The sequence below is a fragment of the Noviherbaspirillum saxi genome, from assembly GCF_003591035.1.
Classification (GTDB): domain Bacteria; phylum Pseudomonadota; class Gammaproteobacteria; order Burkholderiales; family Burkholderiaceae_D; genus Noviherbaspirillum; species Noviherbaspirillum saxi.
Genome location: NZ_QYUO01000001.1, coordinates 2350098 through 2364820 on the forward strand (window position 1 = coordinate 2350098; position 14723 = coordinate 2364820).

Annotated in this window: 12 protein-coding genes; 8 read left to right on the forward strand and 4 right to left on the reverse strand. The window is 58.8% G+C overall.

Features of this window, described 5'->3' with window-relative positions:
• Window positions 1-5: 5 nt before the first annotated feature.
• From astC to D3871_RS10925, 3 genes are all read right to left on the reverse strand, one after another.
• Window positions 6-1274, reverse strand: a complete 1269-nt coding sequence (astC, locus tag D3871_RS10915) for an acetylornithine/succinylornithine family transaminase (protein WP_119768910.1) — start codon at window positions 1272-1274, stop codon at window positions 6-8.
• 131 nt (window positions 1275-1405) lie between these two features.
• Window positions 1406-2911 carry an L-piperidine-6-carboxylate dehydrogenase gene (gene amaB, locus D3871_RS10920; protein ID WP_119770026.1) on the reverse strand — a complete coding sequence of 502 codons (1506 nt, stop codon included), beginning with the start codon at window positions 2909-2911 and terminating at the stop codon, window positions 1406-1408.
• A 15-nt stretch (window positions 2912-2926) separates the two neighbouring features.
• Complete coding sequence (locus D3871_RS10925; protein WP_119768911.1) at window positions 2927-4018, reverse strand: saccharopine dehydrogenase family protein; 1092 nt, start codon at window positions 4016-4018, stop codon at window positions 2927-2929.
• 128 nt (window positions 4019-4146) lie between these two features.
• Between D3871_RS10925 and D3871_RS10930 the strand changes: the two genes are divergently transcribed.
• Window positions 4147-4593: an Lrp/AsnC family transcriptional regulator gene (locus D3871_RS10930; RefSeq protein ID WP_119768912.1), complete on the forward strand. Its 447-nt coding sequence runs from the start codon at window positions 4147-4149 to the stop codon at window positions 4591-4593.
• Window positions 4594-4636: 43 nt separating this feature from the next.
• Window positions 4637-4972, forward strand: a complete 336-nt coding sequence (locus D3871_RS10935; RefSeq protein ID WP_119768913.1) for a hypothetical protein — start codon at window positions 4637-4639, stop codon at window positions 4970-4972.
• 15 nt (window positions 4973-4987) lie between these two features.
• On the opposite strand, the gene D3871_RS10940 is transcribed toward D3871_RS10935, so the two are convergent.
• Window positions 4988-5977 (reverse strand): serine/threonine protein kinase, encoded by a 990-nt coding sequence (locus tag D3871_RS10940; RefSeq protein WP_119768914.1) that lies wholly within the window; start codon window positions 5975-5977, stop codon window positions 4988-4990.
• Window positions 5978-6280: 303 nt separating this feature from the next.
• Between D3871_RS10940 and D3871_RS10945 the strand changes: the two genes are divergently transcribed.
• From D3871_RS10945 to D3871_RS10970, 6 genes are all read left to right on the forward strand, one after another.
• Complete coding sequence (locus D3871_RS10945; protein ID WP_119768915.1) at window positions 6281-6727, forward strand: type IV pilin protein; 447 nt, start codon at window positions 6281-6283, stop codon at window positions 6725-6727.
• Complete coding sequence (locus tag D3871_RS10950) at window positions 6721-7296, forward strand: GspH/FimT family pseudopilin (RefSeq protein ID WP_119770027.1); 576 nt, start codon at window positions 6721-6723, stop codon at window positions 7294-7296. The genes D3871_RS10945 and D3871_RS10950 overlap by 7 nt, the downstream gene beginning before the upstream one ends.
• Window positions 7297-7303: 7 nt before the next feature.
• Entirely contained in the window at window positions 7304-7741 is a 438-nt protein-coding gene (locus D3871_RS10955; protein WP_119768916.1) for a PilV family protein, read from the forward strand.
• Window positions 7742-7745: 4 nt separating this feature from the next.
• On the forward strand, window positions 7746-8864 hold the full coding sequence (locus tag D3871_RS10960) for a PilW family protein (RefSeq protein WP_119768917.1): 1119 nt from the start codon (window positions 7746-7748) through the stop codon (window positions 8862-8864).
• Entirely contained in the window at window positions 8858-9484 is a 627-nt protein-coding gene (locus D3871_RS10965; protein ID WP_119768918.1) for a pilus assembly PilX family protein, read from the forward strand. The genes D3871_RS10960 and D3871_RS10965 overlap by 7 nt, the downstream gene beginning before the upstream one ends.
• 79 nt (window positions 9485-9563) lie before the next feature.
• A complete protein-coding gene (locus tag D3871_RS10970) occupies window positions 9564-14678 on the forward strand; it encodes a pilus assembly protein (RefSeq protein WP_147376775.1) in 5115 nt (1704 codons plus the stop codon).
• The last annotated feature ends 45 nt before the right edge of the window (window positions 14679-14723 follow it).

A 14723-nucleotide genomic window follows, 5' to 3' on the forward strand; every position in this document is an offset into this window, starting at 1 on the left:
CAGCCCTACTGGTTTACCGATGTGGGCTCGATCACCGCATCGATCGCCTGTCGCAGGCGGGAAATGCCTTCGTCGATCTGCTCTTCGCTGACGACCAGGGCCGGCAGCAGGCGCACCACGTCGGGTCCGGCGATCAGCAGCATCAAGCCATGCGCCTCGGCCGACTTGACGATGTCTTTGGCCTTGCCCAGATATTGGTCCGCAAGCACGATGCCGAGCATCAGGCCGCTGCCGCGCACCAGCGAAAACATCTTCGGGTAATCGCGCACGACGACGGCGAGTTTGCCGACAAGATATTGCGCCATCTGGTTGACTCGCGCCAGAAAGGCCGGGGTATTGATGATTTGCAGTACCCGCAAGGCGACGGCGGTGGCGAGCGGATTGCCGCCGAAAGTGGTGCCATGCGCGCCGGGTGTGAAAACAGCGGCGATAGTTTCGGTGGTCAGCATGGCTCCGATGGGATAACCGTTGCCGAGCGCCTTGGCCGATGTCAGGATATCCGGCGTTACCCCATAGCCCATGTAGGCAAACAGTTTTCCGGTGCGCCCCATGCCGCACTGCACTTCGTCGAAGATCAGCAGCGCACCGCGTGCATTGCAGAATTCGCGCAAGGCTTTCAGATACGCCGGATCGGCCGGCATGACGCCGCCCTCGCCTTGCACCGGTTCGACCACCACGGCGCAAACCTCGTCGGTGATCGCGGCCCGGGCAGCCTCGATGTCGTTGAAAGGCACATGCAGCAATTCCGCCGGCAAGGGCTCGTAGCCCTCGGTGTATTTCGACTGGCCGCCGACCGATACCGTGAACAGGGTACGGCCATGAAAGGAATTGAGGCAGGATACGATGCGCGATTTGTGCGGCCCGAATTTCGCATGTGCATATTTGCGGGCCAGTTTGAACGCGGCTTCATTGGCTTCCGCACCGGAATTGGAAAAAAAAGCACGGTCGGCGAAAGTCGCTTCGGTGAGCGCACGCGCCAACTGCAGCACAGGCTCGTTGGTGTAGCCATTGCCTGCATGCCATAGCTTGTCGGCCTGAGTGCGCAGTGCCTCGACCACCGCCGGATGCGAATGGCCAAGGCCAGTGACGGCAATGCCGGCGGTAAAGTCGAGATATTGCTTGCCCTCCTGATCCCACAAGTTGAGTCCTTGCGCCCGCACCGGCACCATGGAACTCGGCGCATAGGTGGGCACCATGACTTCATCGAAAGTCTGGCGGGTGACGGGCTCGACTGCAAAGCCGGATTCGGTATCTTGTCCCGGAATCGCGTTCATTGGATGCTCCGTTTCATTCCGAATAATCAATTATAGGCGGCGCGGCCATGGTCTCGTTGGATCACATCATGCCATTTTTCCGTTCTGTTATACGCTTTCCGCATTTCAGAATGCACCATCAATTCTTTGGTTCAAATGTCGAAGCTGATCCCTTGTGCCAAGGGGAGCGCATGGCTGTAGTTGATCGTATTGGTTGCACGCCGCATATAGGCTTTCCATGCATCCGACCCGGATTCGCGGCCACCGCCGGTTTCCTTTTCCCCGCCGAACGCGCCGCCGATCTCCGCGCCGCTGGGACCGATATTGACATTGGCAATGCCGCAGTCGCTGCCCGCCGCCGACATGAACAATTCGGCTTCGCGCACGTCAGTTGTAAAAATGCTCGATGACAGGCCTTGCGGCACGGCATTGTTCCAGGCAATGGCCTGTTCGATCTTGCCATATCGCACAATATAGAGAATGGGTGCGAAGGTTTCGTGATGCATGATGCCGGTTTGTTCAGCCATCTCGGCCAGCGCCGGTTTGACGTAATAAGCGCCTTCGCAGCCGGCAACACTGACGCGTTCGCCGCCGTGCACCTTGCCGCCTTCCATTCGCGCCTTGTCCAGCGCGGTTTGCATGGCCTCGAAGGCGGCGGCATCGATCAGCGGACCGATCAGATTGCCAGGCTCCAGCGGGTTTCCGACAGGCAGAGTGTCATACACTTTCTTCAGGCGTGGCACCAAGGTATCGTAGACGCTGTCATGCACGAACAGGCGGCGCAGGCTGGTGCAGCGCTGCCCCGCCGTACCCACCGCCGAGAACACGATGGCCCGGGTTGCCAGTTCGAGGTCGGCGCTGGGGGCCACAATCATTGCGTTATTGCCGCCCAGTTCGAGCAGGGAACGCCCCAGCCGTTGCGCGCAGCGCACCGCCACTTCGCGCCCCATGCGCGTACTGCCAGTGGCGCTGACCAGCGGTAGGCGCGCATCGTCCACCAATGCCGCGCCCGCTTCACGTCCGCCGATGATCAACTCCGACAAGCCTTCCGGCGCATCATTGCCGAAGCGGGCGACAGCCTTTTCAAACAAGGACTGGACCGCTATCGCGGTCAGCGGCGTTTTTTCGGACGGCTTCCATACCACGCTGTTTCCACAGACAAAGGCCAGCGCCGCATTCCATGACCAGACGGCGACCGGAAAATTGAATGCCGAAATCACGCCGACCACGCCCAGCGGATGCCAGGTTTCCATCATGCGGTGCCCCGGCCGCTCGGACGCAATCGTCAGACCATAGAGCTGACGCGACAAACCGACCGCGAAGTCGCAGATATCGATCATTTCCTGCACCTCGCCCCAGCCTTCCTGCAGGATTTTCCCGGCTTCCATGGTGACCAGTCTGCCGAGCGCATCCTTGTGGGTGCGCAGTTCCTCGCCGAACAGGCGGACCAGCTCGCCGCGCCGGGGCGCCGGCACCATGCGCCATTGCGCAAAGGCGGCATGGGCACGCGCGATCCGGTCCGAGACCTGTTGCGGCGTATCGCATCGCAGGCTCGCGAGCGTCGCGCCGGAGATCGGCGATACGCTGTGCAAATCGCTTCCTTCGTAGCGTGCCAGATCGACACCGAGCGTGTTCAGCGCATGCTTGATGTTTTCCATACTTCCCATCCTTTCTCAAGCCGCGTAGAAACGGCCGAAGCGGTTATCCAGAAACTGCTGCAATCTCGCCTGCTCTTGCCTGACCAGTCCGCGCCTGGGCAAATGGCCTTGCATGACCAAGTCCACCATTGTGCAAATCCCGGCGGCGGTCGTCACCTGGATCGCCGACAACAGGTGGCCATTGACCGGCTGGCTATAAATTTTCTTCGCATAGGTTTCCTGTTCGAGGCGCCCTTCCCGCATGCCGCATACGCTGGCAAACACCAGCACGACATCCTGCCGGGTGATCGGAATAGCCGACTCCAGAACTTCCTTCAGAATGGGACGCCGGTCGAGCAAGCCCAGTTGCAGGTCGCGCACGAGCATCTTGATGATATCCCGGTGGCCGGGGTAGCGCACGGTCTTGTAGTTGAGGTTTTGCACTTTACCGGCGAGGCTTTCGCATAGGGTGCCCAAGCCGCCGGATGTGTTGAAGGCTTCGTAGTCTATGCCGTCGAGCGAAAAATGCTCCACTTCCTCAAGCGGCGACACTTCGCGCAACTGCCCGTCGACAATGGCTTCGCAGGGATTGCAATATTCATTGATCAGACCGTCGGTGCTCCAGGTAAGGTTGTACTTCAATGCATTGCTCGGAAAGGTCGGCAGCGCGCCGACACGCATAGTGACATCGCGTAGCGTATCGAAACGGCTGGCCACATCATTGGCGACAATGGAAATGAAGCCTGGCGCCAGCCCGCACTGGGGAACGAAAGCGGTCGCTGCATCTTCGGCCAACTGCTTGACGACGCGGGTGCTCTCCACATCCTCGGTCAGGTCGAAATAATGGGCACCAGCCTTTTTTGCCGCGCCGGCGATGACCGGGGTCAAAAAGTAGGGGCAGGCGGACAAGGCGACGTCATGACCATCGATCAGATCGACCACCGCCTTGGCATCGCTGATATCGACCAGCGTTGTCGTCACCTCGGGAAAGCCCATTTGTCGGACGTGGGCGAGACGCTGCGCATCCCGGTCGGCGACCGTCAACGCATAGTCGCCGCTGTACGCCAGCAGGTTGAGAATGGCGTCGCCGATTTTCCCGGCGCCGAGGAGGATGACTTTGTTTTTCATGTTGCACTCTCTTCAGGATGGATGAAAAAAGTGTAAGGGCGGGCACGGTCAGATAATAGAGAGCAAAGCGTCGTCGTATTGTATGATTCCACGACAAAACGTCGACACAATGAGACAAATTGCCTGACATGAAACCCTTACTCGACGAAGTCGACAACAAGATCCTTGCCTTGCTGATGGATGACGCGCGCATGCCCACCGCCACCATCGCCAAGCGGGTTGACATCGCGCGCACCACTGCCATTGCGCGCATCGCCAATCTTGAAAAACGCGGTGTCATTGCCGGGTATGGCGTCAGGCTGAACCAGGAACTGTATCAGCCGGCGGTGCGCGCCTATGTCGGCGTCGCGGTCGACCCGCGCAAGGCCGCGCCGCTGGTCAAACTGCTGCAGCGCATGCCCGAAGTTGAAACCCTGTGCGCGGTAAGCGGCCCGGTCGATTACATGCTGACGCTGCGCTGCCAGTCCACCGGCGAGCTGGACCGCCTGCTCGACCAGATCGGCGCGGTCGACGGTGTGCGCCAAACCTCGACCTCGATCATCCTCACAAAACGGATTGATAGAAGTCCGGTGTGAAAAAACGGAAATCGGCTAAGCTGCGTCCTTGAAGGAGAAATAAATGCATTCCATTCCAGAATCGAAAAAGAATCACCTCTGGCGCAAGGTCGTCTGGTTTACCGATCCGGACGAACACCCGCTCGGGCCATTTCACTCGGTTGAAGTGTATTGCAGCGAAGAGTCGAACGGCTACGCGGTCTGGTATGTGCGCAAGCTGGCCAAGGACGACCCGCGCGGCGCCGGCATCGAGAATGCGGACTATCTGCTGAAGTATTTCGCCAAGACCGCGCGCGATGCGGCCATCGAACACGCGGTACTCATCGCTCACAGCGATGCCTCCCTCGACAAGGTCATCGAAAACCTCGACCGTCTGGCGGTTGCGGCGCAAAAGGTTTGAGTCAATTCACTTCATTCAGGTCGGCCACAACGGCGGCTCGTCCATCAGCGCGGCCTGCTCGCGCAGTTCGAGGATGCGATCCTGCCAGTAGCGCTGGGTGTTAAACCACGGAAAAGCAGCTGGAAATGCAGGATCTTCCCAGCGTCGCGCCAGCCACGCCGAGTAATGGATCAGGCGCAAGGTGCGCAAGGCCTCGATCAGATACAGTTCGCGCGGATTGAAGTCAACGAAATCTTCATACCCTGCAAGCACATCGGATAACTGCCTGACCATATCGGCACGCTCGCCCGACAACAACATCCACAAGTCCTGAATCGCCGGACCCATGCGGCTGTCGTCGAAATCGACGAAGTGCGGGCCGACATCCGTCCACAATACATTCCCGGCATGGCAATCGCCATGCAGGCGTATGGTCGCGACTTCTCCGGCACGATCATAGCAACGGCGCACACCATCAAAACACTGAAGCACGACGCTGCGATAGGCCTCGACCAAGTCAGCAGGAATGAATCCATGTTCCAGCAGATAGGCGAGCGGTTCTTCGCCGAAGCTTTCCACATCGATGCGCGGCCTTGCGCAAAATGGCTGCAGCGCACCGACGGCATGAATGCGCCCGATGAAACGCCCTATCCACTCCAGCGTCACACTGTCGTCGAGCTCCGGCGCGCGACCACCCTGGCGCGGGAAAACGGCGAAACGGTAGCCGGCATGGGTATGCAGCGTCCGGCCATGAATAAGACTGGGAGCAACCACGGGGATCTCTTGCTCCGCAAGCGCAAGAACGAAGGCATGTTCTTCCAGGATGGCTTCATCGCTCCAGCGCTCGGGACGGTAAAACTTTGCGATAACGGGTGCGCCTTCCTCCAGGCCGATTTGATAGACGCGGTTTTCATAGCTGTTCAGGGCTAGCAGGCGGCCATCGCTGTGAAGGTCGAAAAGCGCGAGTGCGTCGAGAACGGTGTCGGGAGTGAGGTCACGGAAATGACCCTCAATTTTTATGGTCATTTATTCAAGGTCGGTTGCGGGTGCATAAGCGCAGAGTCTACATGGAAGTCGATGTCATCGACGCTCACTGAATTGCAGGCTTCGCGTATATATCGCCGAGCGATTCCGGATTGCAACGCAACTACCTGCTTTACCATTCGGCTGCTAAATTCTGCCGTTCGTCAACGGAGCTTTTGTTTCCGTATGTCATTGCTATAGAGTAACTTTACACGCCGCTCATGACATAACGGACATAACGCGCATTGCATATGGGAAAGCGCAGTAGCCTGTCAGGATGGCACAAGGACAATAAAGGATAACGCAATGAAGCAAGAAAAAGCGGTAGTTCGCCATGACGGATTTACTCTGGTTGAACTGATGATCGTCGTAGCCATAATCGGCATTCTCGCTGCGGTTGCATTGCCGTCCTATAGCGATTACGTCACACGCGGGAAAATCCCTGAGGCCACCGCCACCCTGGCGGCAAAACGGGTGGAAATGGAACAGTTTTTCCAGGATAACCGCACCTATGCCAACGCACCGGCCTGTACATCGGACACCACCTCGAGCAAATACTTTACGTTTGATTGCTCAGTTGCCGGTTCGGCTTCGGCATTCGAACTTCGCGCGACCGGTAGCGGTTCAATGACGGGCTTTAGCTTCACTGTCAATCAAAACAACGTCAGAGCCACAACAATCGGCGGCGGCGCACCCTCCGGCTGGACCGGCAACGCATCCTGCTGGGTCACGCAGAAAGGCGGCGCATGCTGAAAACTGTTGACATGCAGCGCGGCGTCAGCCTGATTGAAATCATGATCGGGCTGGCCATCGTCGCGATGCTGTTTGCAGCCGCGGCGCCCAACTACGCCACGTTTATCCAGAACAGCCAGGTGCGGAACGCAGCCGATGCGCTGCAAACCGGACTTGGCTATGCAAAGGCGGAAGCCGTCCGCCGCAATACCTTCGTACAGCTTGTCCTTGGCGCGGATTATTCATGGACCGTCGGATGCCAGACGCCGGTGGTAGACCCGGACGCCGACGACGGCATGGAACTCGATTGCCCGGCAACCATACAGACACGCAGTGCAAATGACGGCTCCCGAAATGCCGTCATCACACCAACTCCCGCGGCTCCTTCCACCATCGTTTTCAATGGTCTCGGTCGGACGACGCTTGCCGCCAATGCAAGCTATGACATTACCAATCCTTCGGGAGGAACCTGCGCGGCTGCGGGAGGAAAGATTCGTTGTTTGAGCGTCGTCGTAACGACCGCCGGCCAGGTGAGGATGTGCGATCCGGCGTTGACGATTTCCAAACCCACCGACCCGCAAGCGTGTTGATCCGCCCATGAACAGCCATTTCAATCATCTGAAACAGCAAGCCGGCATCGTGCTTCTTGAAGGGCTGATCGCCATTCTCATTTTCTCGCTCGGCATTCTCGCACTCGTCGGCACACAGGCTGTGGCAGTCAAGCAGTCGACCGATGCGCAATATCGCACCGAGGCCGGCCAATTGGTCAATCAGCTGGTTGGCACCATGTGGGCCTCCGACCGTACTACCGCCACTCTCAAGGCGAATTTCCAGACCGGAGGCGCTGGATACAACACATGGCTTGCCGATGTAAGCGCCACTCTGCCGGGCGTCGACACTTTCCCGCCGACGGTGGTAGTCAGCGATGTCGCCCCCAACGAAGGACTTGTGACGATTACGGTGTTCTGGCGCTCCCCTAGTGAATCGTCGACAGCCGCGCCGCATAACTACGTTTCCGTCGCACGGCTCAGGTAAGGAGATGAAATTGCTGCCGGTGTCCATATTCTCAACGCATCGCCATCGCGGCTTCGGCCTGGTGGAAATCATGGTGGGCCTCGTCATCGGCATGCTCGCTGCGGTCGTGATGCTGCAAGTGTTTGCCCTGTCGGAAGAGAGAAAACGCACGACCACCGGAGGCGGCGACGCGCTGACCAATGGCGCCATTACTTTTCATCAGTTGCAGCGCGATATCAGTCAGGCGGGTTACGGCTTCGTTGCGCTTGGTCTGCTCAACTGCAATATCCGTTGGCCGGTTGCCTCCGGCGCCAACATCGCAACCGCAGTTCGCCTAGCGCCGGTAACGATCAATCCGCCGAACGCGGTCATCCCCGCAGGCGACCCGAATACCGATACCTTGCTGCTGATGTACGGCAATGCCGACGGCCAGCCTCAGGGAAATATCATCATGGGCCAAACCGGCAGTTTCTACCGGGTGCAAATGGCCAGCGCATTTTCCGTCAACGATAGAGTGATCGCCTCGCCGGCTGCCTGCGCGGGCGATCTGTTGATCGATCAAGTGACAGGACTGGGCAACGCAGTCGTACCAGGCGTCTCCGTGGCGACCGGCGCGGCCGGCTCCACCGCTCTCTACAACCTTGGCAATGGCCCGACAATTTCCGCATATGCCATTCGCAACGGGAACCTCACCGTTTGCAATTATCTCGTGAACGACTGCGGTCTTGCGGCAAGTGTCAACGACGCATCGATCTGGATGCCTGTTGCCAACAACATCGTCAGCATGCGTGCCCTTTATGCACATGACATCGATGTACCTATGGATGGATACGCGGAAGATGCGGCGGGTTTCGATCAAACCACGCCAACCACGAATTGCGGATGGATGCGGACGCCGGCGGTTCATCTCGCCATCACGGCGCGCAACAGCCAGTTCAACAAGGAAGTCGTCACGAAGACCGGGGAAGGCGGCAATGCGCCGAGCTGGCAATGGGAAGCCGCCGCGTCACTGGTGGGCGCGAACGGCGCGCTCGGTCCCGACGCCGCGGCGGACGAGCCCTGGAAGCATTACCGCTATAAGGTCTTTCAAAGCCTCATACCCATTCGGAACGTCGCACTGGTTGCGCCGTCATCAACATGCTGATCCGATATCCATCTCGCGTCATCTACCGGCCGCATCACTCGCAACAGGCGGGTGTGGTGCTGATCATCGCACTGGTGGTCCTGGTCGCCATGACACTGGCAGCCGTAGCCCTTGTGCGCTCGGTCGATACTTCGAATGTCATTGCCGGCAATCTCGCCTTTCAGCAGGCGGCAACGCGCTCGGCGGATACCGGCATCGAAACGGCCATCAGCTGGCTTGAAGCCAATAACGCCGGCGCCATGTTGAATGACGACGATCAAACCAATGGCTACGCCTCCAACGGCGGCAATGCGGCCCAAAGTCCGGCCGCCAATGAATCGTGGGACGCGTTCTGGATGCGTTCCCTGGTCAACCGGTCGGTCAAGCTGTATGGCGGCGGAAAGGACAGTGCAGGCAATATGGTTTCCTATGTCATTGACCGCATGTGCAATAACGCAGGTGCGACGACCAGCGGTGCATCCTGTATCGCGTCCCCTGTCGTGACAGCGGCAACCGGCAATGCCGAAGAGGGGGGCGAAGTCCCGCTCGCGGCGCCCTCCGTGGTGTATTACCGGATCACGGTCCGCGTGGCCGGTCCCCGGAATACCGTCAGCTACGTGCAAGCGGTGGTTGCTATTTAAAGACGCCGCATCACCGGGTTTCATCAACATGAAAGTCAGCGCTTGCGAAATGCAGGTACTTCAATATCAGGAGATCGCGATGATCACCGCACGATTACTCAGAAAAACGATTTCGGTACTGATGAGTCTGGCTTGGTCCGGCGGCGCATACGCTGCGGCGACAGACATCTCTACCGAACCGCTGAATACCTATTCCGCAACGTCTTCGACGGATGTCAAGCCGAACGTCATGTTCGTACTGGACGACTCCGGCAGTATGGCGTGGGACTTCATGCCCGACTGGGCCTGTGCTAGGCATTCCGTGGTGCGCCCCGAATGCGGCAGCCTCGGAGAAAATCCCTCGTCGCCACGATGGGAATATCTGTTCAGGAGCGCCGACTATAACGGTGTCTACTATAACCCGGCGATTCGGTACAAGCCTCCCGTTGCGGTCAATAGTGCGGGTGTGGCGACCACTGCCACCTATCCGAGCATGACAGGCGACTCCGCTGCAACCGGTGCGGATTCCTCCAGCAAACCGAACTGGAAGGCGGTCAAGAACGATGCGTTCGGTGTGCAAAGCACTGGAACATCGGATCTGAGTTCGACGTCTTCGAACGAAGCAAGCTTTTATACCGTCATACCGGGCGAGTATTGCACGAGCCCCAATCTAAGAAGCTGCATTTCCACCAACGTTCAGACAACGACGCATCCTTATCCCGCCAAGGTCAGATGGTGCAACAGCAGTGCGCTGACAAATTGCCAGGCGGCATTCACACCGACCTACAGCTGGGTGCGTACGCCCTCTCCGCGCACAGCGACGATCATTGTCTCGGCGCCCTCCAGTCCCACTACGACAAGCGTGAGCGGCATCACGATCGGCACAACCCAAATCATGGCGGGTACGGCCGCTGCGTCGACCAATCCGCTCACCCTTGCCCAGAATATCGTCGATCAGATCAATGCGTGTACAGTCCATAAAGTAGGCAATTGCCAGACAGTCGGCTACAGCGCATCGCGTATACAGCGCCGGGACTCCAGAGATTCCGGGGCGAGCTTTGGCGAATGGTATCCCGTCGGCTCTTGCACAGAGGACACCAGTGGCACCACGCAGAACCAGTGCCGGAACAACGTCATCGTGATCAGCGCACCGCGTAACGTGTCCGGCACGCCGTCGGTCAGCAAGGGCAATAGCGGAAATCTGTCCTTCGCGGTCACCGCATTTGTCGGCACCGACGTCCCGGGCGAGATCGTCCGCACCAGTATCACGGATACGATCACCGGTACAAGCTATCCCTTCCCCGGGAGCGCCGGCAAGGCGGCGGATCGAACCGACTGTGCGGGAAGTACCTGTACCTATACCGAGGAAATGATCAACTTCGCAAACTGGTGGACGTACAACCGTACCCGGATGCAGTTGATGAAAACCGCCGTCAGCCAGGCTTTTTCGAAAATCGATACCGATGCGGACATCGCGAGCGGGATGTCGCGGTTCCGTCTGGGCTATATGAGTATCAACAACGCGACCACACAAGATTTTCTCAATATCGATCAGTTCAAGACGTCGCAGAAACAGACTTGGTACGCCAAGCTCTTTGCGGCAAATCCGTCCGGCGGGACGCCATTGCGGCGAGCCTTGTCGGACGCTGGCCGCCTGTATGCCGGGAAATTGAATGGCGAAAGCTTCAATGGAAGTACCGTCGTCGATCCGCTGCAATACTCCTGCCAGCAGAACTACACCATCCTGTCGACCGACGGTTTCTGGAATGGCGATGACGGATACAAGATGAACGGCACGAGCAGTGTCGGAAATCAGGACGCGCATCTGGCCCGCCCGTACTACGACGGCGGCAATTCGCAACTCCAGCAACGCACCAGCCAGCTCCAGAAGCAAGACCTGACGCTGCAACTGCAAAGCAGGGCAAGCACCCTGCAGACAAGGACGATCACAAATACAGCGGCGCCCTCGATGCAGAAACGCGAGTCGTCGAATAGCGGCAGCACCTGGACTGAGTGGACCGACGTTACGTCCTGCAGCGCGGACAATAGCGGGTCATCCAGGCGTCAGTGTCGTTATCCGAACAGTACCTCGTCCGACAGCGGTGCTACCTGGACCAGCTGGTCCTACGAGAATGATTGCGACTCCGACAACTCGGGAACCAACCGTACGGCATGTTCTGGTACGGTTGCCGTGGCCAGCGACTGGGCCGACACGGCAAGTTGCACGGCGGCGGGCGACCGTCAATGCCGCTACTCGTCCTGGACTTCGTGGGCAAACGCAGCTTCCTGCTCCGCTGTATCGCAATCGCCCAGTTCTCCTTATACCGTTGGCCAAGCATCTGAATGCCGCACGATTGTTTCGTCCACCGGACCCTGGACAAATGCATCGTCATGCACGGTATCCGCAACCCAGAATTGCCAATACACCAGCTGGTCCAGCTGGTCCAATGCCACTTCCTGTACCAGCGCAGCGCAATCCGTCGCGCCGGGATATACCGTGGGCCAGGCGCGCGAATGCCGCAACAGTGCAAGCGGCGGAACACTGGATACGCTGGCGGACGTCGCCGCGTATTACTACAGCACCGATCTGCGCAGTTCGGTTTCAGCAGATGGCACCGGGACGTGCGATGGTCCGGTTATTGCACCCGCAACCATCCCCAACAACCTCTGCACGGACAACGTGCCATCAAATGGCCGGGACGTGGCGGCGACGCAGCATATGACGACATTTACCCTTGGCCTCGGCGCACAGGGACAAATGATCTATGCTCCGATCGACAAGAAGGATTACTGGAACGACGGCAGTGGCGATTTTTACGACGTAAAACAGGGCACCACAGCCAATGCCAGCAACGGCATCTGCTCGTGGCAAAGCAGCGGTTCGTGCAATTGGCCTACCCCGTCGGCCGATTCCAGCGCAAATATCGATGATTTATGGCACGCGGCGATCAATGGGCGCGGAACCTACTTCAGCGCCAAGGATCCGGTGACCTTGACCACCAGCCTGACAAACACGCTCGAAGCGATCATCAATACGCCACGGCCCGGCACAGCGGCAGCGGCGGCAAGCAGTAATCCGAACGTCAGCGCAAGCGACAATTATGTGTTCAGCTCTTCATACCGGTCCGTGGAATGGTTTGGGGAACTCATCCGGCAGCGCATCAGCGATAGCGGCGCATTGACGGCGCAGAACTGGTCCGCCATGAAACTGCTCGACTGCGCAATGACAACATGGACTCCATCGACCAACTATGTCGTCGGTGCGGTGTTCCGTCATGGCGACAGCCCACGATGCTATTCCGTCACGACCGCTTACACCACGGGCGATTCGTTCGGCACGGCCGACACCGCGAATACCTCGATCGTGAACGTCGATGAAGCGGCGGATACCAAGACAGCTATCGAAGCGCCGACATCGCGCACGATCTATACCAAGGCCGGATCGGTTCTGATACCTTTCACCTGGCCCAGCATTCAGGCAGCCGGCCTGAGCTCCTACTTCACCAAGCCAACGATTGCCTATGTATCGGAAAGCGTAGGTCTGTCGCAGTTCTGCTCGACAGGGGGTACCTGTCTGAGTGCGGCCGCGCAGGATAATACGACCGTCGCCTCGGGAGGAGCGGCCGGAGAAGCGCTTGTCAACTTCCTGCGCGGCGAGCGCACCAATGAAGGCGGCTTCTTCCGTAAGCGTACTCATGTCCTTGGCGATATCGTTGCCTCCGAAGCAAGGTATGTGCAGGCGCCGTTGTTCGAGTATGCCGACGCGAATTACAGCCAGTTCAAGGCAAACAATCTGTCTCGCGCAGGAAGCGTTTATGTAGGCGCGAACGACGGCATGCTTCACGCTTTCGACGCGACGAACGGCAAGGAACTTTGGGCCTACATTCCCAGCCTCGTGCTTCCGAATCTGTACAAGCTGGCCGACAAGAACTATGCAAGCAAGCATCAGTTCTTCGTCGACGGCACGCCAGAGACCGGCGATATCTGTCCCAATGCCCCTGCATCTGCATGCACGGCGAGTGAATGGCGGACCATTCTGGTCGGCGGTTTGAATCGGGGCGGCAAGGGTTATTACGCTCTGGATATCACTAACCCGGCCTCGCCAGCCCTGCTATGGGAATTTACCCATGCGCAGCTCGGTTACAGCTACGGCAATCCCAAGATCACCAAGCTGAAGGACGGTACCTGGGTGGTATTGGTAGCATCGGGCTACAACAACGCTGACGGCGCAGGCCGCCTGTTCGTTTTGAATGCCAAGACCGGGGCGCTGATCGGTGACCCCATCCTCACAAGTGCCGGCACTGCCGCCACCCCCAGCGGTGTGGCGCGGATCAGCGCCCATGTCGTCTCACCGCTGACCGACAACACGACATCGGCTGCTTATGGCGGCGACACGCTGGGGAATCTGTGGCGCTTCGATATCAATGGCGACATCGGCGCTTCAGGCCGTGATGCGCATCGCCTGATCACGCTGGTCGACGAGAATGGCGCCGCGCAGCCGATCACGGTTCGCCCGCTGGAAGCCACCATCAATGGCAAGCCGGTCGTATTTGCCGGTACCGGCCGCTATCTGGGAACCAGCGATGTGGCGAACACCGCCATGCAGTCTTTTTATGCCGTAAAGGACAATCTGGACGCGACAAGCTATGCAAGTCCGCGGGCCGGCGGCAGCAACTTCGTCAAACAGACGCTGACCGCGGGCAAATGTCCATCGGGAACGCCACGTACGGTATGTACGGCCGAGCAACTGGTCCGGACCAGCAGCAAGAACCCGGTCGATTGGACAACCAAAAACGGCTGGTACATCGATTTCGTGACGCCGGGCGAACGCTCGGTTTCCGATCCGTCGCTGGGGCTTGGTACGCTTTTGTTCACAACGATCACGCCACAAGCGACTTCAGTCAGCGCATGCGGCGATACGGAAAACTCCTCACCAAGTTTCGTCTATGCATTGGATTATCTGACCGGGGGCGCGGTAGAGGGGGCAAATAATGTCAGTGGAGTAAGCGTGGGTTCCGGGCTTGTGACGCGGCCCGTCATGATCAGGCAGACAGATGGTACGGTCCGGGCGCTGATTCGTACTTCCGGCGGAGGATCTGCCGCAGCGGGAAGCACCGATCAGGGCAATACGATTGTGATTGATCCGACCATCAGGCGTAGCGGCGGCACCGACACGCGTCGTGTCTCATGGCGCGAGCTAACCACAACCAAGTAAGGCTATTGTAGATAGCGCATCGAGGGGCGCTGCGCCCCTCGATAG